19 protein-coding genes are annotated in these 21,058 nt (G+C 73.5%); 7 read left to right on the top strand and 12 right to left on the bottom strand.

Annotation, left to right across the window (positions count from 1 at the left end; genetic code table 11):
• Positions 1-256 precede the first annotated feature (256 nt).
• Positions 257-1,402, top strand: a complete 1,146-nt coding sequence (locus ACZ619_RS08795; RefSeq protein ID WP_469595922.1) for a PP2C family protein-serine/threonine phosphatase — start codon at positions 257-259, stop codon at positions 1,400-1,402.
• A 27-nt stretch (positions 1,403-1,429) separates the two neighbouring features.
• Here ACZ619_RS08795 and amaB read toward each other — a convergent pair whose 3' ends face one another.
• The 3 genes from amaB to ACZ619_RS08780 are packed head-to-tail and all read right to left on the bottom strand — an operon-like array spanning position 1,430 to position 4,614.
• The gene (gene amaB, locus ACZ619_RS08790; RefSeq protein WP_469595920.1) at positions 1,430-2,959 is read right to left on the bottom strand and encodes an L-piperidine-6-carboxylate dehydrogenase; all 1,530 of its coding nucleotides are present in this window, start codon (positions 2,957-2,959) and stop codon (positions 1,430-1,432) included.
• Positions 2,960-2,981: 22 nt separating this feature from the next.
• A complete protein-coding gene (gene hglS / locus ACZ619_RS08785; protein WP_469595917.1) occupies positions 2,982-4,379 on the bottom strand; it encodes a 2-oxoadipate dioxygenase/decarboxylase in 1,398 nt (465 codons plus the stop codon).
• A gap of 22 nt (positions 4,380-4,401) precedes the next feature.
• Positions 4,402-4,614 (bottom strand): hypothetical protein, encoded by a 213-nt coding sequence (locus ACZ619_RS08780; protein ID WP_469595916.1) that lies wholly within the window; start codon positions 4,612-4,614, stop codon positions 4,402-4,404.
• Between the two features lie 58 nt (positions 4,615-4,672).
• Here ACZ619_RS08780 and ACZ619_RS08775 point away from each other — a divergent pair, with 58 nt between their 5' ends.
• Positions 4,673-5,299, top strand: coding sequence for a molybdopterin-dependent oxidoreductase (locus ACZ619_RS08775; RefSeq protein ID WP_469595914.1), 627 nt, complete (start codon positions 4,673-4,675; stop codon positions 5,297-5,299).
• A 235-nt stretch (positions 5,300-5,534) separates the two neighbouring features.
• Positions 5,535-6,254, top strand: a complete 720-nt coding sequence (locus tag ACZ619_RS08770) for an MMPL family transporter (RefSeq protein ID WP_469595911.1) — start codon at positions 5,535-5,537, stop codon at positions 6,252-6,254.
• A 61-nt stretch (positions 6,255-6,315) separates the two neighbouring features.
• On the opposite strand, the gene ACZ619_RS08765 is transcribed toward ACZ619_RS08770, so the two are convergent.
• Positions 6,316-7,467 (bottom strand): glutathione-independent formaldehyde dehydrogenase, encoded by a 1,152-nt coding sequence (locus ACZ619_RS08765; protein WP_469595908.1) that lies wholly within the window; start codon positions 7,465-7,467, stop codon positions 6,316-6,318.
• A 169-nt stretch (positions 7,468-7,636) separates the two neighbouring features.
• Positions 7,637-8,599, bottom strand: a complete 963-nt coding sequence (locus tag ACZ619_RS08760; RefSeq protein ID WP_469595906.1) for a LysR family transcriptional regulator — start codon at positions 8,597-8,599, stop codon at positions 7,637-7,639.
• Positions 8,600-8,745: 146 nt separating this feature from the next.
• Between ACZ619_RS08760 and ACZ619_RS08755 the strand changes: the two genes are divergently transcribed.
• Positions 8,746-11,091: an FdhF/YdeP family oxidoreductase gene (locus ACZ619_RS08755; protein ID WP_469595903.1), complete on the top strand. Its 2,346-nt coding sequence runs from the start codon at positions 8,746-8,748 to the stop codon at positions 11,089-11,091.
• On the opposite strand, the gene ACZ619_RS08750 is transcribed toward ACZ619_RS08755, so the two are convergent.
• Entirely contained in the window at positions 11,054-11,692 is a 639-nt protein-coding gene (locus tag ACZ619_RS08750; protein ID WP_469595900.1) for a TetR/AcrR family transcriptional regulator, read from the bottom strand. The genes ACZ619_RS08755 and ACZ619_RS08750 overlap by 38 nt on opposite strands.
• Positions 11,693-11,947: 255 nt before the next feature.
• Here ACZ619_RS08750 and ACZ619_RS08745 point away from each other — a divergent pair, with 255 nt between their 5' ends.
• The gene (locus ACZ619_RS08745; RefSeq protein ID WP_469596055.1) at positions 11,948-13,099 is read left to right on the top strand and encodes an MFS transporter; all 1,152 of its coding nucleotides are present in this window, start codon (positions 11,948-11,950) and stop codon (positions 13,097-13,099) included.
• 45 nt (positions 13,100-13,144) lie between these two features.
• Here the strand turns inward: ACZ619_RS08745 and ACZ619_RS08740 are convergent, their stop codons facing one another.
• Complete coding sequence (locus ACZ619_RS08740) at positions 13,145-13,798, bottom strand: dienelactone hydrolase family protein (RefSeq protein ID WP_469595899.1); 654 nt, start codon at positions 13,796-13,798, stop codon at positions 13,145-13,147.
• Between the two features lie 195 nt (positions 13,799-13,993).
• Between ACZ619_RS08740 and ACZ619_RS08735 the strand changes: the two genes are divergently transcribed.
• Both ACZ619_RS08735 and ACZ619_RS08730 read left to right on the top strand, forming a co-directional pair.
• Complete coding sequence (locus ACZ619_RS08735) at positions 13,994-14,950, top strand: alpha/beta fold hydrolase (RefSeq protein WP_469595897.1); 957 nt, start codon at positions 13,994-13,996, stop codon at positions 14,948-14,950.
• Between the two features lie 131 nt (positions 14,951-15,081).
• Complete coding sequence (locus tag ACZ619_RS08730) at positions 15,082-15,654, top strand: MarR family winged helix-turn-helix transcriptional regulator (protein WP_469595895.1); 573 nt, start codon at positions 15,082-15,084, stop codon at positions 15,652-15,654.
• Here ACZ619_RS08730 and ACZ619_RS08725 read toward each other — a convergent pair whose 3' ends face one another.
• The 5 genes from ACZ619_RS08725 to ACZ619_RS08705 form a co-directional block, all read right to left on the bottom strand.
• A complete protein-coding gene (locus ACZ619_RS08725) occupies positions 15,655-16,353 on the bottom strand; it encodes a gamma-glutamyl-gamma-aminobutyrate hydrolase family protein (RefSeq protein ID WP_469595893.1) in 699 nt (232 codons plus the stop codon). It lies immediately after the preceding gene.
• The gene (locus ACZ619_RS08720) at positions 16,350-17,840 is read right to left on the bottom strand and encodes an aldehyde dehydrogenase (protein WP_469595892.1); all 1,491 of its coding nucleotides are present in this window, start codon (positions 17,838-17,840) and stop codon (positions 16,350-16,352) included. Before ACZ619_RS08720 ends, ACZ619_RS08725 begins: the two co-directional genes overlap by 4 nt.
• A 64-nt stretch (positions 17,841-17,904) precedes the next feature.
• Positions 17,905-19,350 carry an APC family permease gene (locus tag ACZ619_RS08715; RefSeq protein ID WP_469595890.1) on the bottom strand — a complete coding sequence of 482 codons (1,446 nt, stop codon included), beginning with the start codon at positions 19,348-19,350 and terminating at the stop codon, positions 17,905-17,907.
• Between the two features lie 188 nt (positions 19,351-19,538).
• On the bottom strand, positions 19,539-20,165 hold the full coding sequence (locus tag ACZ619_RS08710) for a TetR/AcrR family transcriptional regulator (protein ID WP_469595888.1): 627 nt from the start codon (positions 20,163-20,165) through the stop codon (positions 19,539-19,541).
• A 43-nt stretch (positions 20,166-20,208) separates the two neighbouring features.
• Positions 20,209-21,054 (bottom strand): fumarylacetoacetate hydrolase family protein, encoded by an 846-nt coding sequence (locus ACZ619_RS08705; protein ID WP_469595886.1) that lies wholly within the window; start codon positions 21,052-21,054, stop codon positions 20,209-20,211.
• Positions 21,055-21,058: the final 4 nt, after the last annotated feature.

Raw genomic sequence — 21,058 nt, 5'->3', positions numbered from 1 at the left:
ATTTCGAAACCTTCGATTTCGGCATGCACGCAAATGCCCAGCTCAGATACTCAGATGGCGAATTATCGATCCCATGCGCCGATATCCACCCCACGCGAGATCAAATACGGAGCTTGAAATCTCCGAATGTTGCGTAACAGAATTCGAATGCTGTCGACCGCCGGAACATGCCGCTGAGTGGAGCAATCACCGGCGCGGCGGGAGGCGGGCCGGGAGGCTGGGCGTCTTGTCGAGATTCGTATGCCAGGAGTTCCGGGTGAGGCACGACGGTCGCAACCCAGCACTGCCCACGCCTCCCGCTCCCCCCGCGTGGCTGCGCTGGCTTCCCGTGATGTACGTCGTGGCCGTGCTGGTGGTCGAGCCGGTCACCCCCGTGAACTGGCCGGTGAGTTTCGCGCTGATCGCGCTGCCCCTGGTGACCGCCTTCGCCCATCCGGCGCTCGTCGTCGCCGGTACCACCGTCTTCGCCGTCGGCTTCGAGATGGTGCTGGCCGGCACCCTGTGCTGCGCGGGCCGCCCGGTCGGCTACGTCTGGGAACGGCACTACGTCGCCGTCTACGCGTGCACGGCCCTGGTCGGCGCCCTGGGCACGATCCTGGCCGCGCACCGCACCCGGCGCGAACGCACGCTGGCCGACGTGCGGTTCGTGGCCGAGATCGCGCAACGCGTCCTGCTCCGGCCGGTGCCGCACCGGATCGGGAACCTGCTGCTGGAGAGCTTCTACCTGTCGGCCGCCGCGGAGGCGCGCATCGGCGGCGACCTCTTCGAGGCCGTGCCGACGGCGTACGGGGTCCGGCTGCTGATCGGGGACGTGCGCGGCAAGGGCCTGCCCGCGGTGGAGACCGCGGCGGCCATGCTGGGCGCCTTCCGTGAGGCCGCGCACGACGAACCCGACCTCATGGCGCTGGTGGAGCGGGTGGACACCAGCATGACGCGCCGGGCCGACCAGCTGGGCGGGACCGAGACGGGCGAGCGGTTCGTCACGGCGGTCTTCGCCGAGATCCCCGAGGACGCACGCGTCGTCCGCGTCCTCAACTGCGGCCATCCGCCGCCGCTGCTCGTCCGTCCCGGCGAGGTGCGCGAGCTGGACCGGGGGCGGCCGGGTCCGCCGCTGAACCTCGGGATGCTCGCCGGGGACCCCTACCACGTCGACACCTACGCGTTCGGCCCCGGCGACCAGCTGCTGCTGTACACGGACGGCGTCACGGAGACCCGGGATCCCGACGGGGTCTTCTACCCCCTGCTCCAGCGGCTGCGTTCATGGGGCCCGGTGCCGCCGCCGGAGCTGCTGGCACGGCTCCACGAGGACCTGCTGGCCTACAGCCACGACCAGTTGCGGGACGACACGGCCGCGCTGACCGCGTTCCTGCTCCCCGAGGCGGGCTCCGGCCCGCCGCCGTGAGCCCCGGGCCGCCGGACACCGGCCCGCTCAGAGGAAGCTGACGCCCTGGGCGAGGGTGAGTCCGCCGGAGTAGTTGACGGTGCTGGTGGCGGAGCGCATGTACGCCTTCCACGCGTCGGAGCCGGACTCACGGCCGCCGCCGGTGTCCTTCTCGCCCCCGAAGGCACCCCCGATCTCGGCCCCGGAGGTGCCGATGTTGACGTTGGCGATGCCGCAGTCGGACCCGGCGGCGGACAGGAAGACCTCCGCCTCCCGCTGGTCGCGGGTGAAGATGCTGGACGACAGGCCCTGCGGGACGTCGTTGTGCAGCGCGATCGCCTCGTCGAGGGTGTCGTACGGGAGGACGTACAGGATCGGCGCGAAGGTCTCCTCCCTGACCACTCCGGTCTGTTCGGGAACCCGGACGAGGACGGGCTCGGTGTAGGCGGCGGCCGGTGCCGCCTCGGCCAGCCGCCGGCCGCCGCCGGCCAGGACCTCGCCGCCCCGGGCCCGGGCACGGTCCAGGGCGTGCCCCATGGCGTCGAGCGCGGCGGTGGAGATCAGCGGGCCGACCAGGGTCGTCCCGTCGAACGGGTCGCCGACGGGGAGCTTGCCGTACACGGTGGTGAGGCGCTCGGCGAGAGGGCCGGCGATGTCCCGGTGGACGATGAGGCGGCGCAGGGTGGTGCAGCGCTGGCCCGCCGTGCCGGCCGCGGCGAAGACGATGCTCGGCACGGCCAGGTCCAGGTCGGCGGAGGGGGTGACGATCGCGGCGTTGTTGCCGCCGAGTTCGAGCAGGCTGCGCCCGAAGCGGGCGGCGACGCGCGGGCCGACCTCCCGGCCCATCCGGGTGGAGCCGGTCGCGCTGACCAGGGCCGTACGGGCGTCGTCGACCAGCGCCCCGCCGACGGCGCGGTCCCCGAGCAGCAGCCGGTGCACGTCACGGGGCGCGCCGCTCTCCTCGGCGGCGCGGACGAGCAGGTGGTGGCAGGCCAGCGAGGTCAGCGGGGTCAGCTCCGAGGGCTTCCAGACCACGGTGTCGCCGCAGACGAGGGCGATCGCGGTGTTCCAGGACCACACGGCGGCCGGGAAGTTGAAGGCGGAGATCACACCGACCACGCCGAGCGGGTGCCAGGTCTCGGCCAGCCGGTGACCGGGCCGCTCGGAGGCGATCGTACGGCCGTACAGCTGGCGGGAGAGGCCGACCGCGAACTCGCAGATGTCGATCATCTCCTGGATCTCGCCGAGCGCCTCGGAGCGGATCTTGCCCGCCTCGATGGTGACGAGGTCGGCCAGATCACCCTGGTGGGCACGGAGCAACTCGCCGAGCCTGCGCACGAGTTCACCGCGGCGCGGGGCGGGTGTGGTGCGCCAGGACAGGAAGGCGGCGCGGGCCGCGGTGAGGGCCTCCTCGACGTCGGCGCCGGTGGCCGCGCGCAGCCCGAACAGGTGCTCGCCGGTGACGGGGGTGCGGGCGGACAGGCCGGTGCCCTCGGGCACCTGCGCGCCGACGGACCGCAGGCAGGCCAGGGCGCGGTCGCGCAGGTCGTCCGTGGTGGGCAGCGCGGGACTGGTCATCGTGGCCTCCAGGGGTGGGGGGTCAGCGCGGGGGGTCGGTGAGGTCGAGCGCGCGGGCGAGGTGTGCGAGGGAGCGGTTCTGCTGCCGCTCGTACAGGTCGAAGGGGTCCAGGACCTCGCGGCCGATGGCGCCGGAGAGCCGGTCCGCGTCGTAGACGGTGCCCTCGCGGCCGTTGTCGCGGGTGCCCGCGTCGCCGAGGTTGGACTGGAAGATGCCGGCGGCGGAGCGCGGCAGGAAGTCCTCGTAGACGACGGGCTCGGCCACCGCCCAGCCCTGCCGCACGAGTTCGCCGAGGCCGGTGGGCGGCCTGCCGCCGGCGCGCGGCCGGTCGTCGGCGGGCCGGTAGGTGAAGTACGCCAGTCCGCGGGCCGCGAGTTCCTGCTCGCTGTCCGGCAGATGGCGTTCCCACACGGCGCGGGCGATGTCGCCGCGGGCCTCGGCGGGCTGTCCCGAGGCCTGTTCGTCGACGCGGCCGAGGAGTTCGTCGTAGAGGGCGCGGCCCTCGCGGGTGAGGGCGATGCCGCGGGCCTCGACCTCGCCGAAGCGGACCCGCAGGGCTCCCTCGGTGACGGCGCCGTCCTCGGTGCGCATCGCGCGGGGTTCGGCGAGGGCCCGGAAGGAGGTCTGCCGCAGCAGGACGTCGGGGCCGTGCCAGGCCGGCGGGCCCTGGATGGTGTCGATCATCTCCACGCCGCGGTCGGTCATCCGGCGGTAGAGGTCGTCGATGTCCAGGACGCGCGGGGTGAGGTGGTTGATGTGGGTGCTGCGGACCCCGCCGATGTCGGCGGCGACGGCGGAGACCCGCTCCAGGGTCCGGTACCAGGCCCGGTCCACCGGCTCGGCCGACAGTTCGAAGGCCGACACGGCCAGCCGCAGGAAGCGTTCGGCGTCGTCCGCCGGCAGTTCCCGCTCGGCGGCGGCGCGGTCGGCGAGGGCGAGCAGCTCCGGCGGGAAGAGTTCGCGGGCGGCGAGGAAGGTCTCCAGGCGGGCGCGCAGGCCGGCGTCGAAGAAACGGGGGTCGGCCGGGGTGAGCATGGAGGTGAACACCCGGAAGGGGTTGCGGGCGAGTTCCTCGCCGTCGACGGGGCGGAAGGCGGTGGAGACGACGGGCACGGCGCTGGTGGCGGCCTCCCGCAGGTCGTAGAAGCCGACCGGGTGCATGCCGAGGGCGCCGAAGATCCTGGCGACCTGTTCCAGTTCGCGCGGGGTGCCGACCCGGATGGCTCCGTGCCGCTCGGCGGTCACCCGGCCGATGGAGCCGAGGCGTTCGGCACCGGCTCCCCGGGCGCGCAGGACGTCCTCGTTGACCTCGCGCGACACGTCCACCAGCGTCGTGTAGGCGGGCACCTCCCGCCCGTACATCGCCGACAGCCGCACCGCGAACGCGGCCCGCAGCCGCCACTGACCGATCGTCGACATGGTGCGGCCTTCCGGTCGGGGCTCACACGGCCCGGGCTTCGGCGTACCGCCGCCCGGCACCGGCCGGGGGCACGGTGCCGGGCGGCGGTACGGCGATCATGTCCTCGATGGTCGCCCACCGGGCCCCCGCCGTACAGACGGCGGCGCCGGGCGCGGGAACCGGTGCCGGCCGGTGCGCGCACCCGTGACCCGGTCCCCGGGCGGCGCCGGTGCCGTACGAGCGCCTACGCTGCACCGGGAGAACAGTCGTCACCAGGGCGTCGGCGGAGCGCCGGCGGAGAGGGGTCATCGGCGTGGCAAGCGACCGACCGGGCACGGCCGAGGCGTCCCCGCGGATCCCTCCCGGCCAGCGCCATGTGCACGGGTGGCCGGTCTCGCACTACGGTCCGGTCCCCCGGTTCCGCCCGGAGCGCTGGAACCTGCGGGTCTTCGGCGCCACCGCCGCCGGCACCGAGCACTCCTGGGTCTTCGACGAGCTGACGGGCCTGCCGCGCACCACGGTCGTCGCCGACCTGCACTGCGCGAGCGGCCCCACCTCCACCGGCCACGAGTGGTACGGCATCCCGGCCGGCGCCGTCCTGGAGCTGGTCCCGCCGGCCCCCGAGGTCACCCATGTGATGGCCTGGGCCGAGTACGGCTACTCGGCCAACCTCCGGCTGGCCGACTTCACCGCGCCGTCGACCCTGCTGGCCACCCACCACGACGGCGAGCCGCTCACCGCCGAACACGGCTTCCCGCTGCGCCTGGTCGTGCCGCACCTGTACGGCTACAAGAGCCCGAAGTGGCTGCGGGCCGTCGAGTACCTCACCGCGGACCGCCGGGGCTTCTGGGAGGAGCGCGGCTACCACAACATCGGGGACCCGTGGCGGGAACAGCGCTACTCCCACCAGGAGGAGCCGGGCGAGGGCCCCGGGCGCTGAGGGCCGCGCCGGCCCGCCGCGCGCGGGCCGAAACCCGGTTGACCGGCCTTCACGGGTGATCCCTGGCAGGTGTGCCCGAGACAACATGCGACCGGCCCGTCCGACGCGTGCCGGTCGGGGTCGCCGATGCCAGGGACCGCTCCCCGGGCTGCGGTGATCTTCCTGCCAGGGAGGACCTTCCGCATGTTCCGCGCACGCGGACGCGCCCGAGGGCACCCGGGCCCTGGCCGGCGGCATGTCCTCGATCCACAAGGACATCGACTCCGCGGTCGACCACGACTACCGGACGGTGTTCCCGGTGGCCGCGCTCCTGATCATGGTGATCCTGGGGCTGCTGCTGCGCAGCGTGGTCGCGCCCTGGTACCTGATCGCCTCGGTGGGTCCCGGCTTCGGCTCCACGCCGGGCGCCACGGTCTGGATCTTCCAGGACGCGCAGGGCAGGCCCGGGCTGATGTTCATGCTCCCGGTGATCATGTACCTGTTCGTGGTCGCCATCGGCACCGACTACAACATCCTCATGATCGCCCGGCTCCGTGAGGAGGCCCGCGAGGGCCGGGAGCCGCGGGATGGCCGGGAGCCGCGGGATGGCCGGGAGCCGCGGGATGGCCGGGAGCCGCGGGATGGCCGGGAGCCGCGGGATGGCCGGGAGCCGCGGGAGGCGGCCGGGATGGCCCTGCGGCACGCGGGGCCGACGGTGGCCGAGGCGGGCTTCATCCTGGCGGCGACCTTCGCCACGATGATGTCGGCGGGCAACTCGCTGCTCACCGAGATGGGCTTCGCGGTCTCCTTCGGCATCGCGGTCGCCGCGTTCGTCATGGCGATGTTCTTCACGCCCAGTCCGACGGCCCTCGTCGGGCACGCGGCCTGGTGGCCGGGCCACGCCGACCGGGCGGAGCCGGGCACCGGCCCGTCCCCGGCCGCGGACGACTACGAGGCCGCGGGCCGGCACGGCTGACACCGGAGGCCGGCCGGGTCCGACGGCCCGGCCGGCCTCCTCGCACCGCGGACGGGTCCCGCTACGCCGCGAGGGCGTGCGCGGGATGCAGGACGACCTTGGTGTAGCCCTCTATCCGCTGGTCGAACTTCTCGTACGCGCCCGGTGCCTCCTCCAGGGAGAGCTCGTGGGAGACCACGAAGCCGGGCTCGGCCCGCCCCGCGATGATCATGTCGCGCAGCTGGCGGTTGTACTGCTTGACGTTGCACTGGCCGGTGCCCATCCGCTGGCCCTTCTCGAACATCCTGCCGATGGAGACCAGCAACTGGCCGTGCTTGGCGTGCTCGTCGGGGCCGCCCGGGTCGGACGGGACGTACAGGCCGGGCACACCGAGCATGCCCGTCGGCCGTACCGTCTCGACGAGCGTGTTGAGGACGACGGCGGGTTCCTCGTGGCTCGCGTCGTGCGCCTGGGCCTGGTAGCCGACGGCGTCGACGCCCTTGTCCGTCCCCTCGCCCCCGGTCTGTTCCTTGATCTGGGCCGCCGGGTCGCCCTGGGTGAAGTCGATCGGGATCGCGCCGATCTGCTCGGCCTTGGCGAGCCGCTCGGGCACCCGGTCGACCGAGAACACCTTGGACGCACCGCGCAGCAGCGCGGAGTACGCGGCCATCAGGCCGACCGGTCCGGCCCCGAAGACGGCCACGCTCTCCCCGGGGGCCACCTGGGCGAGTTCACAGCCGTGGTAGCCGGTCGGGAAGATGTCGGCGAGCAGCACGAAGTCGGTCTCGAACTCCTCGCCCGGCGGCAGCTTCAGACAGTTGAAGTCGGCGAACGGCACCCGCAGCAGCTCCGCCTGACCGCCCTTGTAGGGGCCCATGGCCACATAGCCGTAGGCCCCGCCGGCGAAGCCCGGGTTCACCGTGAGGCAGAACCCGGTCTTTCCGGCCAGGCAGTTCTTGCAGAAGCCGCAGGCGACGTTGAACGGCATCACCACGCGGTCGCCCTCGGCCAGCGAGGTCACCCCGCTGCCGACCTCCGTGACGATGCCGAGGTTCTCGTGGCCGAAGACGATGCCGGACTCGGCGGCCGTGCGGCCCTCGTACATGTGCAGGTCGGATCCGCAGATGGCGGTCGACGTCACCTTCACCAGCACGTCGTTCGGGTGCTGGATGCGCGGATCGTCCACGTCTTTGACCGCGACGCTGAACGGCTTCTCGTAGACAACGGCTCTCACCTGGCTCACCTCCGCGTCGAACGCCGGGCGACGACGACGGACCGCGTGGACCGAGGCTCCGACCGGCGCTCTGTTCGCACCATCGGACATCTCCAGAAAACTCCGGTACGGCACGCGCTGCAACCCCGTCGAGGCCGCGCGGCCCTGTCTGCGGCCGCGGACGCCCCGGTCAGGGCTCTGCGTCGAACGGGGCGAACGGAGTGTCGTCGTCCGGTGCCCGTGGGGGCAGCCGCTCCAGCGCTTCGGCGATGCGCGCCCGGCCCGCGACGTCGATGAGCGCCTGTCCGATCACGGAGACGGGTTCCCGGGCGGGGAGCACCAGCCCGATGCGTTCGGTGCGGACCGGGCGGACCAGCGGCACGGCGCGCATGCCCGCGGGCACCCCGAAGACGTGCAGCCAGGCGTGCGGCACGACGCTCGCCCACTGGCCGGCTCTGACCTGCGCGAACAGCGAGGCGATGGAGTCGGTCTCGACCCGTGGTGTCACCGTCGCCCCGACCGTCTCGAAGACCGCGTCGAGCACCTGGCGGCCCTGCATCATGGGGTGCAGCAGGCACAGCGGGTGCCGGGCCGCCTCCTCCCAGGAGATCTCGGCGGGCCCGGGGCCGGACGCGGTCCGCTGGGTCAGCAGCACATAGCGTTCCCGGTAGAGCGGTACGTACTTGAAGCCGTCCGCGGCGACGGAGCTCTGGTAGGTGACGGCGGCGTCGAGTTCGTAGGACCGCAGCCGGTTCACGATGTCCTCGGCCCGCAGGTCGGCGAAGACCTGGACGGTCGCCAGCGGGTTGGCGGCGCAGAACGGCTGCGTCAGCAGCGCGACCGCGGTGGACGCGGTCGGGACGGTGCCGATGCGCAGCCGGCCGCTCAGCCCGGCCCGCAGCGCCTGGATCTCGCCGCGCATCGCGTCCCGGTCGGCGAGGATCCGCTGGGCCCACAGGACGACCCGCTCGCCCTCCGGGGTCAGGCCGTCGAACCGGCGCCCGCGCCGGACCAGCGGGATGCCCAGCTCGTCCTCCAGCTTCCGGATGCCCTCGGACAGGGTCGGCTGGGAGACGTAGCAGACCTGGGCCGCCTTCGCGAAGTGGCGGGCCCGGGCGAGGGCGACGAGGTACTCGAGTTGACGCAGCAGCACGCCTCCATGATCCCTCGCGCCCGGCGCCGTCGCGGCGCGGTCCCCCCGCTCTGATCGGCGCCGCCTGTCAGACGATCGGAACTACCGCTTTGACCCGCCCAGGCACCCTGGCGAAGAGTGTGCGGGCGGAAAGGGCGTGGTGTGCGATGCGGGAAGTCGGCGAACCGGACGAGGCCGAACTGTCGGTGACGGCTCCCAGGACATGGGCCACCGGCGCGCCAGCGGTCGTGCACGCGCTGGAGTACGCGCTGGGGCAGACCTCGCCCGCGCGGACCGCGCTGACGCTGCTCAACATCAACCAGACCAAGGGCTTCGACTGCCCGGGCTGCGCCTGGCCGGATCCCTCCGGTCACCGGTCCCGCAACGAGTACTGCGAGAACGGCGCCAAGCACATCAGCGACGAGGCCACCTCCCGGCGGGTGACCGCGGACTTCTTCCGCGAGCACTCGGTGGAGGAGCTGAGCCGGAGGTCGGACTACTGGCTCAACCAGCAGGGCCGCCTCACCGAGCCGATGGTGCTGCGCGAGGGCGCCACCCACTACGAGCCGGTCGGCTGGGACGAGGCCCTGGACCTGCTCGCCGACGAGCTGCGCGCCCTGGACGACCCGGACGAGGCCCTGTTCTACACCTCGGGGCGGCTGGCCAACGAGCCCGCCTTCCTGCTCCAGCTGTTCGCCCGGGCCTTCGGCACCAACAACCTGCCGGACTGCTCCAACATGTGCCACGAGTCCAGCGGTTCGGCGCTGAACGAGACCCTGGGCATCGGCAAGGGCAGCGTCAGCCTCGACGACCTCTACGACTCGGACCTGGTCCTCGTCGTGGGGCAGAACCCGGGCACCAACCACCCGCGGATGCTGTCCGCGCTGGAGGAGACCAAGCGCCGCGGCGGCCGGGTGGTCGCCGTCAACCCGCTGCCCGAGGCGGGCCTGCTCCGCTTCAAACACCCGCAGAAGGCCCGCGGGATCATCGGCCGCGGCACGGAGATCGCCGACCAGTTCCTGCAGATACGGCCGGGCGGCGACCTCGCCCTGTTCCAGGCGCTGAACCTGCTGCTCCTGGAGGCCGAGGACAAGGAGCCCGGCACCGTCCTGGACCGGGAGTTCATCGAGGCGCACACCACGGGCTACGACGCCTTCGCCGCGCACATCCGGCAGACGTCCTGGGAAGCCGTCCTGGAGGCCACCGGCCTGACCCGGGACGAGATCGAGCAGGTGCACGAGCGGGTGCTGGCCAGCCGCAGCGTCATCGTCTGCTGGGCGATGGGCCTGACCCAACACAAGCACGGCGTGCCCACGATCCGCGAGGTCGTCAACTTCCTGCTGCTGCGCGGCAACATCGGCCGCCCGGGCGCGGGGGTCTGCCCGGTGCGCGGGCACAGCAACGTGCAGGGCGACCGGACGATGGGCATCTGGGAGCGCATGCCCCAGCCGTTCCTCGACCGCCTGGGCCGGGAGTTCCGCTTCACCGCGCCGACGAAGCACGGCCTGGACTCCGTCGACTCCGTACGGGCCATGCTCGACGGCCGCGCCAAGCTGTTCGTCGGGGTCGCCGGCAACTTCGTCCGCGCCATGTCCGACAGCGACGCCACCGAGCGCGCCCTGCGCACCTGCCGGCTGACCGCGCACATCTCGACGAAGCTCAACCGCTCCCACACGGTCTGCGGACGCACCGCCCTGATCCTGCCCACGCTCGGCCGCAGCGACCGCGACGTGCAGGCGGGCGGCGAGCAGTTCATGACGGTCGAGGACTCGATGAGCGAGGTGCACGCGACCCGCGGCCGGCTCGCCCCCGCCTCCGGGCACCTGCTCAGCGAGGTCTCCATCATCAGCCGCCTCGCCGGCCGGGTCCTGGACGGCCGCGGACCGGACATCCCCTGGGCGGACTTCGAGGCCGACTACGACCTCGTCCGCGACCGGATCTCCCGGGTCGTCGAGGGCTTCGGGGACTTCAACGAGCGGGTGCGGCGCCCGGGCGGCTTCCGGCTGCCGAACCCGGTCAACGAGAAGGTGTTCCGCACACCCGCCGGGAAGGCCGTGCTCACCGTCAACGACTTCACGATGCTCCAGGCGCCGCCCGGCCACCTGGTCCTGCAGACGCTGCGCTCGCACGACCAGTGGAACACCGTCCCGTACGCGATGGACGACCGCTACCGGGGCATCAAGGGCGGCCGGCGCGTGGTCCTGGTCAACAGCGGCGACCTCACGGACCTCGGCCTCGACGACGGCGCCCTCGTCGACCTCGTCAGCGTCTGGACCGACGGCTCCGAGCGCCGCGCCGACGCCTTCCGGGTCGTCGCCTATCCGACCCCCCGGGGTTCGGCGGCCGCCTACTACCCGGAGACCAACGTCCTGATCCCGCTCGACAGCGTCGCGGACATCAGCAACACCCCCACCTCGAAGAGCGTGATCGTCCGGCTGGAGCGCGCGCAGGACCGGCCGCCCGTCGCACCGCAGGTCACACGCCGGGAGCCAGTCCGCGCCCGTCGCGGGTGATGGTCCGGGCGAGCCGGTCGGCGTGCCGACGCACGCCCGCGACGAGGTCCAGGGTGCCCCGGCTGAGCACCCACTGGAGCTGGAGTCCGTCGCAGACCGCGATGCACTCGCGGGCCGTGGCCTCGCAGTCGAGGCCGGGCAGCAGCTCCCCGGAGCCGACGCCGTGCCGGAAGCGCTCGGCGATGGCCGCCACCACCGACGTGTACTGACCGGCGTACAGGGTGTGCGCGGCGCTCGTGGGGTCGGCGGCCTCCGAGGCCATGATCACGAAGAGTTCGATGAGGCCCGGCTGGGCGAGGTAGCGCCCGGTGGCCTCGACCATCTTCTCCAGCATGGCCACCCCGCCCGCGTCGGCGGGCACCCGTTCCCACCAGGCGTCGGCCGAGGCCATGCGGTACTCCACCACGGCCAGCAGCAGGTGGTGCTTGCTCGGGAAGTGGTGCAGCAGCCCGCTGTCGGTGATGCCGGCGTCCTCGGCGATCCGCGCCATGGAGGTGCGGTGGTAACCGGTGTCGGCGAACCGCTGCGCCGCGCGTTCCACGATGTGCGTCCGCCGCGCGAGACCGACTCGGTAGGTGCCCCTGGGCCCTCTGCTGACCATGGGGATCACGGTAGCCCGGCGGCCCGGGGTGACGCTCCGGCAGGCCGCGGGGGGCGCTCCGGCAGGCCGGGGGCGGCCGGGCAGCGCCCGGGTCCCGCCGCGCGCCGGGTCGGCGTCGATCCGTCCAAGGGCCGCCGGGCTCTGTCCATGGACTCGGCCGCCCCCGGAGCCGAGGGTCGTGCCATGGGCGATCAGGGGGTCGAGGAGCGGCGGGCGGCGGCGCGGACACGGGGGCGGTCCGGTGCACGGGGGCGGCTGCCGGGCGGGCTGGTCGCGCTGGCGCTCGGCGGCTTCGGCATCGGGCTGACCGAGTTCCTGATCGCCGGGCTGCTGCCCCAGGTGGCGAGGGGGTTCGCGGTGTCGGAGGCGACGGCGGGCCGGCTGATCTCCGGGTACGCGCTGAGCGTCGCGATCGGCGCCGTCGTGCTGACCGCGGCGACGGCCCGGCTGCCGCGCAAGCAGGTCCTGGTCGGCCTCATGGCGCTGTTCGTCATCGGCAACCTGCTGTCCGCGACCGCGCCCGGCTATCCGGTGATGCTGGTGGGGCGGATCGTCGCCGCCCTGTGCCACGGCTCGTTCTTCGGCATCGGCTCGCTCGTCGCCCGGAGCCTGGTCGCGCCGGAGCGCGGGTCCCGCGCGGTGGCCGTCATGTTCGCCGGGCTGACGTTCGCGAACGTGCTGGGTGTGCCGTTCGGCGCGCTGGTGGGCGAGCGGTGGGGGTGGCGCTCGGCCTTCTGGGCGGTCACCGTGATCGGCGTGCTGGCGCTGGCCGCCGTCGTCGCCCTGGTCCCGGGCCGGGTGGAAACGGCCGCGCCGCCGGGCGCCCTGCGGGACCAGCTGCGCGCGTTCCGCTCCGCCCAGGTCTGGCTGACCCTGGCGGCCACCGCCCTCGGCTACGGCGGGATGTTCGGCGCCTTCAGCTACCTCGCGTACACCTTCACCGAGGTCAGCGGCTTCGCCCCGGGGGACGTCGGCTGGCTGCTGATGGTGTACGGCGTCGGTCTGGTCGTCGGCGACCTCGCGGGCGGGCGGGCGGCCGACCGGGGCCGGGACCGCGCGCTGGTCCTCGCGCTCCTCGGGCTGACCGTCACCCTGACGGCGTTCGGACTGCTGGCGGGCAGCGCCACGGCGTCGGTCGTGCTGGTGTTCCTGCTGGGGGTGACCGGGTTCGCGGCCGTGCCGGGGATGATCACCCGGGTGACCGACGCCGCCCGCGGGGCGCCGCTGGCCGCGAGCGCGAACGTGTCCGCGTCCAACGTCGGCAACGCCCTCGGCGCCTGGCTCGGCGGCCTCGCCGTCACCGCGGGCCTCGGCTACACGGCGCCGCTGTACACCGGCGCCGCGCTCGCCCTGGCCTCGGTGGCCGTCATGCTCGTCGCCGCGCGGCGGGCCGGGCCGAGCGGCTGAGCGGCTGAGTGGCTGAGCGGCTGAGCGGCTGAGCGGAACGGGGTGTCACGGCGGCAGGTGGCGGGTGAACCAGTCGGCGGCGAGACGGGCGACGCGTTCCAGGGCGCCGGGTTCCTCGAACAGGTGGGTGGCGCCGGGGACGACCTCCAGCCGGGCGGGGCCGGGGATCTCGCGCAGCGCGGCGCGGTTCAGGCGCAGCACCTCCCGGTCCCGGCCGCCGACGAGGAGCAGGGTCGGCCGCCGGACCGATGCCTGCGCGGCCCCGGCGAGATCCGGCCGGCCGCCCCGGCAGACGACCGCGCGCACGATGTCCGGGCGTTCGGCCGCGGCGACCAGGGCGGCCGCGGCGCCCGTGCTCGCGCCGAAGAGCCCGCACCCGAGGCCCGCGGCGGGCTCGTACTCCCGAAGCCGGTCGACGAGGCCGACCAGCCGGGCGGACAGGAGGCCGATGTCGAAGCGGAACCCGCCCGTGACCGCGTCGGCGTCCTCCTCCTCGCGGGTGAGCAGGTCGGCGAGGACGGTGCCGAACCCGGCCCGCTCCAGTTCGGCGGCGACGAACCGGTTGCGGGGACTGCGCCGGCCGCTGCCGCTGCCGTGGGCGAAGAGCACCACGCCCCGGGCCGCCCCGGGGACGACCACGTCGGCTTCGAGCGGGACGCCCGCGGCGGACAGCCGCACGCTCTCCCTCACTGCGTCCACGGTGTCCTCCTCGTCCCGAGCGCTCCACCGGACAGGACAAGTCTCACCGCCCATGAGCGCTTGTGCACTTGTGCGCCTGTGCGGCGCGGCGGATCATCGGCCGGATCCCGCCCCTGCCTGGCCCCGTTCCCGCGGGCCGGCGGCAGCCGCGCCCGCCGGCTCGCGGCGAAGATCGTCGCGCGTACGCTCGTGCACATGGTCCAGCATCGAATGATCGACGTGAACGGGATCCGGGTGCACATCGCCGAGGAGGGTTCGGGCCCGCTGGTCGTGCTGCTGCACGGCTTCCCCGAGTCCTGGCACTCCTGGCAGCACCAGTTCGCCCCGCTGGCCGCGGCCGGCTACCACGTGGTCGCCCCCGACCAGCGCGGCTACGGCAGCAGCGACCACCCCGAGGACGTCTCGGCGTACAGCATCTTCCACCTGGTCGGCGATGTCGTCGGGCTGATCCGGGCGCTGGGCGAGGAGCGGGCGTTCGTCGTCGGTCACGACTGGGGCGCGCCGGTGGCCTGGCACACCGCGCTGCTCCGGCCCGACCTGGTGCGCGGGGTGGCCGGGCTGAGCGTGCCGCCGCCGTTCCGGGGGACGCGGCCGCCGCTGGAGGCGATGGACGAGATGTTCGGCGGCCGGTTCTACTGGAACTACTTCAACCTGCCGGGCGTCGCGGACGCCGAGTTCTCCCGGGACCCGCGCACCACGCTGCGCAAGTTCTTCACCATGGCGGCCGGCGACGGCACCGGCGCGGTCCGGCAGCCGCTGGTCGACCCCGGGCGCGGCTGGCTCGCGGACCTGCCCGACCCCGAGGTGCTGCCCCCGTGGTTCACCGAGTCGGACCTCGACGCCCTCACCGAGAGCTTCTCCCGGGGCTTCACCGGGGCGCTCAACTGGTACCGCAACCTCGATCGCAACTGGGAACTGACCGCTCCCTGGCAGGACGCCGTGGTCACCCCGCCCGCGCTTTACGTGTACGGCGACCGGGACGTGGTCCCGGCCTTTCCCGGCACGCCCGAACTCATCGCGCGGCTGCCCGAACTGATGCCCAGCCTGGTGCGCGAGCCGGTCGAGCTGGCGGGCTGCGGCCACTGGACCCAGCAGGAGCGGCCGGACGAGGTGAACACGGCGCTCGTCGACTTCCTCACCTCGCTCTCCTGAGCCCCTGCCCGCGTGCCCCACCCGGCGGGTCCGGCCGGGCCGGCGGCGGCGACCGTACACTTTGAGTCCGAACGACCGTGGGGCCGACAGCGGTCGCGTGGTCTCGACGAAGCTGTGCGAAGGAGTGTTCCGTGCCCGGTCAGCGGTCCATCACCGAAGCCGAGAAGCTCGCCTCGGCGAAGCTGGGGGGCTTCCCTGTCCGCCGGGAGCAGATGGCGGCCGTGGCGAACATCTACCGGGCGGCCTCCGCGGTGCGCCAGCACCTGGAGAACTCGGTGCTGCGGGGCTCGGACCTCACCTGGACGGCGTTCGTGGTGCTGTGGGTGGTGTGGGTGTGGGGCGAGTCGGAGACCCGGCACGTGGCGGAGGAGGCCGGGATCTCCAAGGGCACGCTCACCGGGGTGGCGCGCACCCTGGAGTCACGCGGTCTGCTGAGCCGGTCCGGGCATCCGAGCGACGGCCGGCTGGTGCTGCTCAGCCTCACCGACAAGGGCGAGGAGCTGATGCGGCGGGTGTTCCCCGCGTTCAACGAGGAGGAGGCGTTCGTGACGGCCGGCCTCAGCGACGCCGAGTGCCGTGGCCTCGCGGAGGGGCTGCGGCAGGTGGTGCTCCAGGTGGAGGAGCACGGCGAGGAGCGCCGGCGCGAGCTGCTCGGCGGGGCCGAGCCCGCGCCGCGTCGCAGCGGCCGGCGTTCGAAGGCCTGATCAGCGGGCCGCGGCCCGGACCAGGGCGTCGAACAGGCCCTGCTGTGCCGGGTCCTGGTGCGCGGTGTCCTCGGGATGCCACTGGACGGCGGTGAACCAGCCCCGGGCGGCGGCCGCTTCGAGGCCCTCCACCGTGCCGTCCTCGGCCGTCGCGGTGACGCTGAGACCGCTGCCCAGGCGGTCCACGCGCTGGTGGTGGTAGCAGGAGGCGTCCGGCTTCTCCGTGCCGAGGGCCTGTCCGAGCCTGCTGCCGGGGCGGACCCGCACGGGGTGGACGAGGTGGCGGTGGCCGGGGTCCATGTCCTGCTCCAGGGTGCCGCCCAGCGCCACGTTGACGACCTGGAGCCCGCGGCAGACCGCCAGCAGCGGCAGCCCCGACTCCAGTGCGTGCCGGGCGACCCCGAGGTCGAAGGCGTCCTGGAGGTCGTCGACGTCGTAGACGCTCTCGTGGGCGCCGGCGGCGCCGTAGCGGTACGGCGCGAGGTCGCCGCCGCCGGGCAGCAGCACCCCGTCGAAGCGGGCGAGCCGGCCGGGGACGTCGGTGTCGGCGGGGTGGATGCCCGCGGGTTCGCCGCCTGCCCGCCAGACGGCCTCGACCAGGCTCCGGGCGTTGACCTCGGCGGCGAACCGCAGCGCCGAGGTGGTGGCGGAGAACCGGGCGGGCACGGCGATGAGCGGACGGGGCGCGGGACGGGTCACAGCTGGATCCAGGTCGTCTTGAGTTCGGTGTACTTGTCGATCGCGTGCGCGGACTTGTCCCGTCCGTTGCCGGACTGCTTCATCCCGCCGAAGGGCACGCTCAGGTCGCCCTCCTCGTAGCAGTTGACCCAGACCGTGCCGGCCTTCAGGGCGCGGGAGACCCGGTGGGCGGTGGACAGGTCGGAGGTCCACAGGCCGGCCGCGAGCCCGTACGCGGTGGCGTTGGCGAGCCGGACCGCCTCGTCGAGGTCGTCGAAGGCGAGGACGGACAGCACCGGGCCGAAGATCTCCTCCCGGGCGAGGCGCATACCGGGGTCGACGCGGTCGAAGACGGTGGGCCGCAGATAGCTGCCGCCGGTCTCCGTGAGGGTGCGCTCGCCGCCCGTGCGCAGCCGGGCGCCCTGCTCACGGCCGTCGGCGATGTGCTCCCGCACCCGCCCCAGGTGGGCCTCCCCGGCCAGCGCGCCCATCTCGGTCGCGGGGTCGAGCGGGTCGCCGACGCGCAACTGCTCGGCGTGGCGCACGACGGCCTCGGTGACGCGCTCGGCGACCGAGGAGTGGACCAGGAGCCGGGAGGGCGCGGTGCACATCTCGCCCTGGTTGAAGAAGATGCCCCAGGCCGCGGTGGCGGCGGCCGCGTCCAGGTCGGGGGCGTCGGGCAGGACGATGTTGGGCGACTTGCCGCCCAGCTCCAGCCAGACGCGCTTGAGGTTGGAGTCGGCGGAGTAGCGCAGGAAGTGGCGGCCGACGGCGGTGGAGCCGGTGAAGGCCAGCACGTCGACGTCCGGGTGGAGGCCGATGGCCCGGCCGGCCGTGGGCCCGTCGCCGGTGACGACGTTGAGGACGCCGGGCGGGAGTCCGGCCTCGGTGCCGATCCGGCCGAGCAGCAGGGCGGAGAGCGGGGACGACTCGGACGGCTTGAGGACGACCGTGCAGCCGGCCGCGAGCGCCGGGGCCACCTTCCAGCTCGCCAGGGTGAGGGGGAAGTTCCAGGGGACCACCGCGCCGACGACGCCGGTCGGCTCCCGGGTGACCAGGGCGAGGGCGTCGGGGGCGGTGTGCGGCGCCTCGTCGGTCAGCTTGTCGGCGAGCTGGCCGTACCAGCGGAAGGTGCTGACGGCGGCGCGCAGTTCGACGGCGTAGGCCTCGGTGATCGGCTTGCCCATCTCCAGGGTGATGGTGAGGGCGAGCCGTTCCCGGTGTTCTTCGAGGAGTTCGGCCATGCGCAGCAGGATCCGGCCGCGTTCGGCGGGGGCCAGGCGGGGCCAGGGGCCGGAGTCGAAGGCGCGGCGGGCGGCGGCCACGGCGTGGTCGACCTCGGCCCGGCCGGCGTCGGCGGCCCGGGTGAGGAGGCGCCCGTCGCGGGGCGAGACGACGGCGAAGGTGGCGCCGCCGCCGGGCTCGCCGGTGCCGTCGATGTGGTGCTGCGCGGGCAGGTCGAGTGCCTCGGCCCGGCCGAGCAGGTCGTCGTGGGTGAGGTCGAGCATGGGGGTCCCGTCGGGTGGTGGGGGTCCGGCCGTCGTCGCGGCGGCCGGACCCGGCGGAGGTGGGTCAGCGGCGGTGGACGGCCCGCGCGGTGCCCGCCCCGAGCAGCAGCACCGCGGGCACGGCCAGCACCAGCCAGGTGGCGGTGGCGGGGTCGCCGCCGATCAGGGTCGTGAAGTTGGTGAGGACGAGCCAGATGACACCGGCGATGCCGAGGGCGCCGAGGGCGGGGGCGATCAGCGTGTTCCAGAGCCGGCTGTCGAGGCGCTCACGCCGGAAGAAGACGATCACCGAGACCGAGGTCAGGAAGTACAGCAGCATGCAGGCGAGCACGCCGACCCCGCTGAACCAGGAGAAGAGGGTGAGGACCGGGTCCTTGCCGGTGAGGGCGAACGGCGTGACGAGGAGGACGGCGATCACGGTCTGGACGACGCCTGCGGCCCACGGCGAGTGGCGGTGGTTGAGGGTGCGCAGCCGGGCGGGGAGCAGTCCCTCGCGGCTGAGGGAGAACAGGTAGCGGTTGGCGGAGTTGTGGAAGGCGAGGATGCCGGCGAAGAGCGAGGTGGCCAGCAGCACGGGCAGCACGTCGTCGACCCAGCCGCCGAACCGGGCGGCGATCGGTGCGAAGACGAACACCGTGGAGTCGCCGCCGGACAGGGCCTTGCCGGCGGCCGCGGTGACCTTGGAGGGGCCGTAGGAGGAGACCAGCATCCAGGAGACGAAGGCGAAGAAGCCGGTGACCACGGCGACCGACAGATAGGTGGCGCGGGGCACGGTCCGGTGCGGCTCGCGGGCCTCCTCGCCGTAGATGGCGGTGGCCTCGAAGCCGAACATCGAGGCGACGGCGAACATCAGGGCCACGCCGGGCGCGCCCTGGAGCACGGCGCCCGGCGAGAAGGTGCCGCCGAGGTCGAGGCCCTCGGGGCCGCCGCCCTTGGCGAGGGTGACCAGGGCGAAGACGAGCAGGATGCTGAACTCGGCGAGCACGAAGACGGCGAGCACCTTGGCGCCCAGCTCGATCCCGGCGGCGCCCAGCACCTGGACGACGCCCATGGTGACCAGGGCCCACACCCACCAGGCGATGTGCGCGCCCGAGTAGTGCTCCACGAGTCCGCTGACGGTGGCCCCGTACAGGCCGTACATCGCGGCCTGGACCGTGCAGTAGGCGAACAGCGCCACGGCCGCGCTGCCGCTGCCCGTGGTGCGGCCGAGGCCCTTGCCTATGTACGTGTAGAAGGCGCCGGCGTTGACGACGTGCCGGCCCATGGCCACGAAGCCCACCGAGAAGAGCAGGATCACGGCTCCGGCGATGGCGTAGGCGGCCGGGGCCCCGGGGCCGTTGCCGACCGCCACGGCGATGGGGACGGCGCCCGCGATGCCGGTGAGCGGTGCCTGGGCGGACAGGACGAAGAAGAGGATGCCCAGGACACCCAGGGCGTTGCGTTTGAGGGTGGCCGCGGGGCGGGTGCCCTCTCCGGGCTGCGGAGAGGCGTCGACCGTCTGACTGTCCACTCGGATCACCTGCTGAGGGGATAGGGAGGAAGTTTCGTTTCGGGCCAAACGAGTTGCCTCATGGTGGGCCCGAACTATCCATCTGGCAAGGGGGTGGGAAAGGGAATTTACGCCGGGGAAACCGCCGTATCCAGGGCAGGGCGAACCCCCCGGCGCGACCGCGACGGGGGGTTCCTGGCCGGGCACGCTCAGTCGCGGCTGCCCGGCGGCCGCTCACCGAGCGTGCGCAGCAGGGCACGCAGCTCGGTGAGGGCGGCCTCGGTGTCCGCGCGGCCGCCGATGCCGGTGAGCTGGTGCAGCACCAGGCCGTCCAGCGCGGCGAAGACCAGCCGGTTGAGGGCGGGGCTCGCGTCGCCGGGCAGTATCCGGGCCAGCTCGCGCCGGGAGGCGTCGAAGTACTCGTCGTACAGCTCGCGCACCTGCGGCAGCAGTTCCGGCCGGCGGCGGGCCTCCAGCAGCAGCTCGTACTGGTAGGCCTGCCCGTCCGCGTCGTCCTCGACCATGTCCGTCAGACCGGCCACGAAGTCCTCGGGCCTGCCGGTGCCGGGCTCCAGCAGGCTGCTGCTGAGGCTGACCCGCACGGCGTAGGCGAGGGACTCCTCGATCAGCGTGTCCCGGGAGCCGAAGTGGTGGACGACCAGACCGTGGGTGACCCCGGCCTCCTCGGCCACGGCGCGGTAGGTGAGGTGGCGCAGCCCGCGCCGTCCCACGACCCGGACCGCGGCCTTGAGCAGTGCCTCGCGCCCCTCGCCGTACCCGAGCCGCTTGCGCGAACGGGGGTCGGACTGCTGCGGGGGCCCGGCGGGTTCGGTCATGTCCGCGACCCTACCCGGGGGGTGCCGCCGCAGGTCCGGGCGGCTACCGGCGGGGCGCCCGGATGCCACGGAACTCCCAGTCGCCGCCCAGCGCGGTGGACAGCACCTCCTCGGACTCGGTGGGCTGCGCGCCGACGTCGGCGCGGACGGGGGTGGGTCCGGTGACGATGTGGTTGGTGAGCCGGCCGAGGCCCTCCACCTCCACTTCGACCACGTCGCCGGGCTGGACCGGGCGGGAGTTGGCCGGGGTGCCGGAGAGCAGCACGTCGCCGGGGTACAGGGTGATGGTGCGGGCGATGTCGGCGACGAGGTAGTGCATGTCCCACTTCATCTCGTCGGTCGAACCGTCCTGCACCACCTCGCCGTTGACGTACGTCCGCAGCCGCTTGCCGTGGAAGTCCCAGTCGGTGACCAGCCCCGGGCCGAGCGGGCAGAGCGTGTCCGAGCCCTTGACCCGCAGCATGGACCCGGCGTCGGTGTCCCGGAAGTCGTGCAGCCCGTAGTCGTTGGCGACGGTGTAGCCGGCGATGTACTCGCCGGCGTCGGCGGGCGACACGTTCCGCGCGGTCTTCCCGATCACGATGGCCACCTCGCCCTCGTAGTTGAGCCATGTGCAGCCCTCGGGCCGGACGACGGCGCCCTGGTGGGAGTTGAGGGAGGAGGTCGGCTTGTGGAAGTAGGTCGGCGTGTCCGGGAGGTCGATCCGGAACTCGTCGACGCGGCTGCGGTGGTTGAGGTGGACGGCGATCACCTTGGAGGGGACGACCGGCGGCAGGTGCCGCGCGTCCCCAGCCTTGACGCGGCGGCCGTCCCCGGCGACGAGGTCGTCCCCGTCGACGGTGACCTCGACGGCGGCGCCGGCGAGGAGGATGCGGCGGTGTTCGGGCATGTCG

The organism is Streptomyces sp. NPDC104367 (assembly GCF_055583825.1).
Note: the sequence above shows the minus strand (reverse complement) of the source record. Positions and strands in the feature narration are given on the sequence as shown.

Coding starts and splice junctions, on each gene's coding strand:
- ACZ619_RS08705 (WP_469595886.1), bottom strand. CDS start 21,054: ATGCCCGAACACCGCCGCATCCTCCTCGCCGGCGCCGCCGTCGAGGTC.
- ACZ619_RS08720 (WP_469595892.1), bottom strand. CDS start 17,840: ATGCTCGACCTCACCCACGACGACCTGCTCGGCCGGGCCGAGGCACTC.
- ACZ619_RS08770 (WP_469595911.1), top strand. CDS start 5,535: ATGTCCTCGATCCACAAGGACATCGACTCCGCGGTCGACCACGACTAC.
- ACZ619_RS08755 (WP_469595903.1), top strand. CDS start 8,746: ATGCGGGAAGTCGGCGAACCGGACGAGGCCGAACTGTCGGTGACGGCT.
- amaB (WP_469595920.1), bottom strand. CDS start 2,959: ATGACCAGTCCCGCGCTGCCCACCACGGACGACCTGCGCGACCGCGCC.
- ACZ619_RS08710 (WP_469595888.1), bottom strand. CDS start 20,165: ATGACCGAACCCGCCGGGCCCCCGCAGCAGTCCGACCCCCGTTCGCGC.
- hglS (WP_469595917.1), bottom strand. CDS start 4,379: ATGTCGACGATCGGTCAGTGGCGGCTGCGGGCCGCGTTCGCGGTGCGG.
- ACZ619_RS08750 (WP_469595900.1), bottom strand. CDS start 11,692: ATGGTCAGCAGAGGGCCCAGGGGCACCTACCGAGTCGGTCTCGCGCGG.
- ACZ619_RS08735 (WP_469595897.1), top strand. CDS start 13,994: ATGGTCCAGCATCGAATGATCGACGTGAACGGGATCCGGGTGCACATC.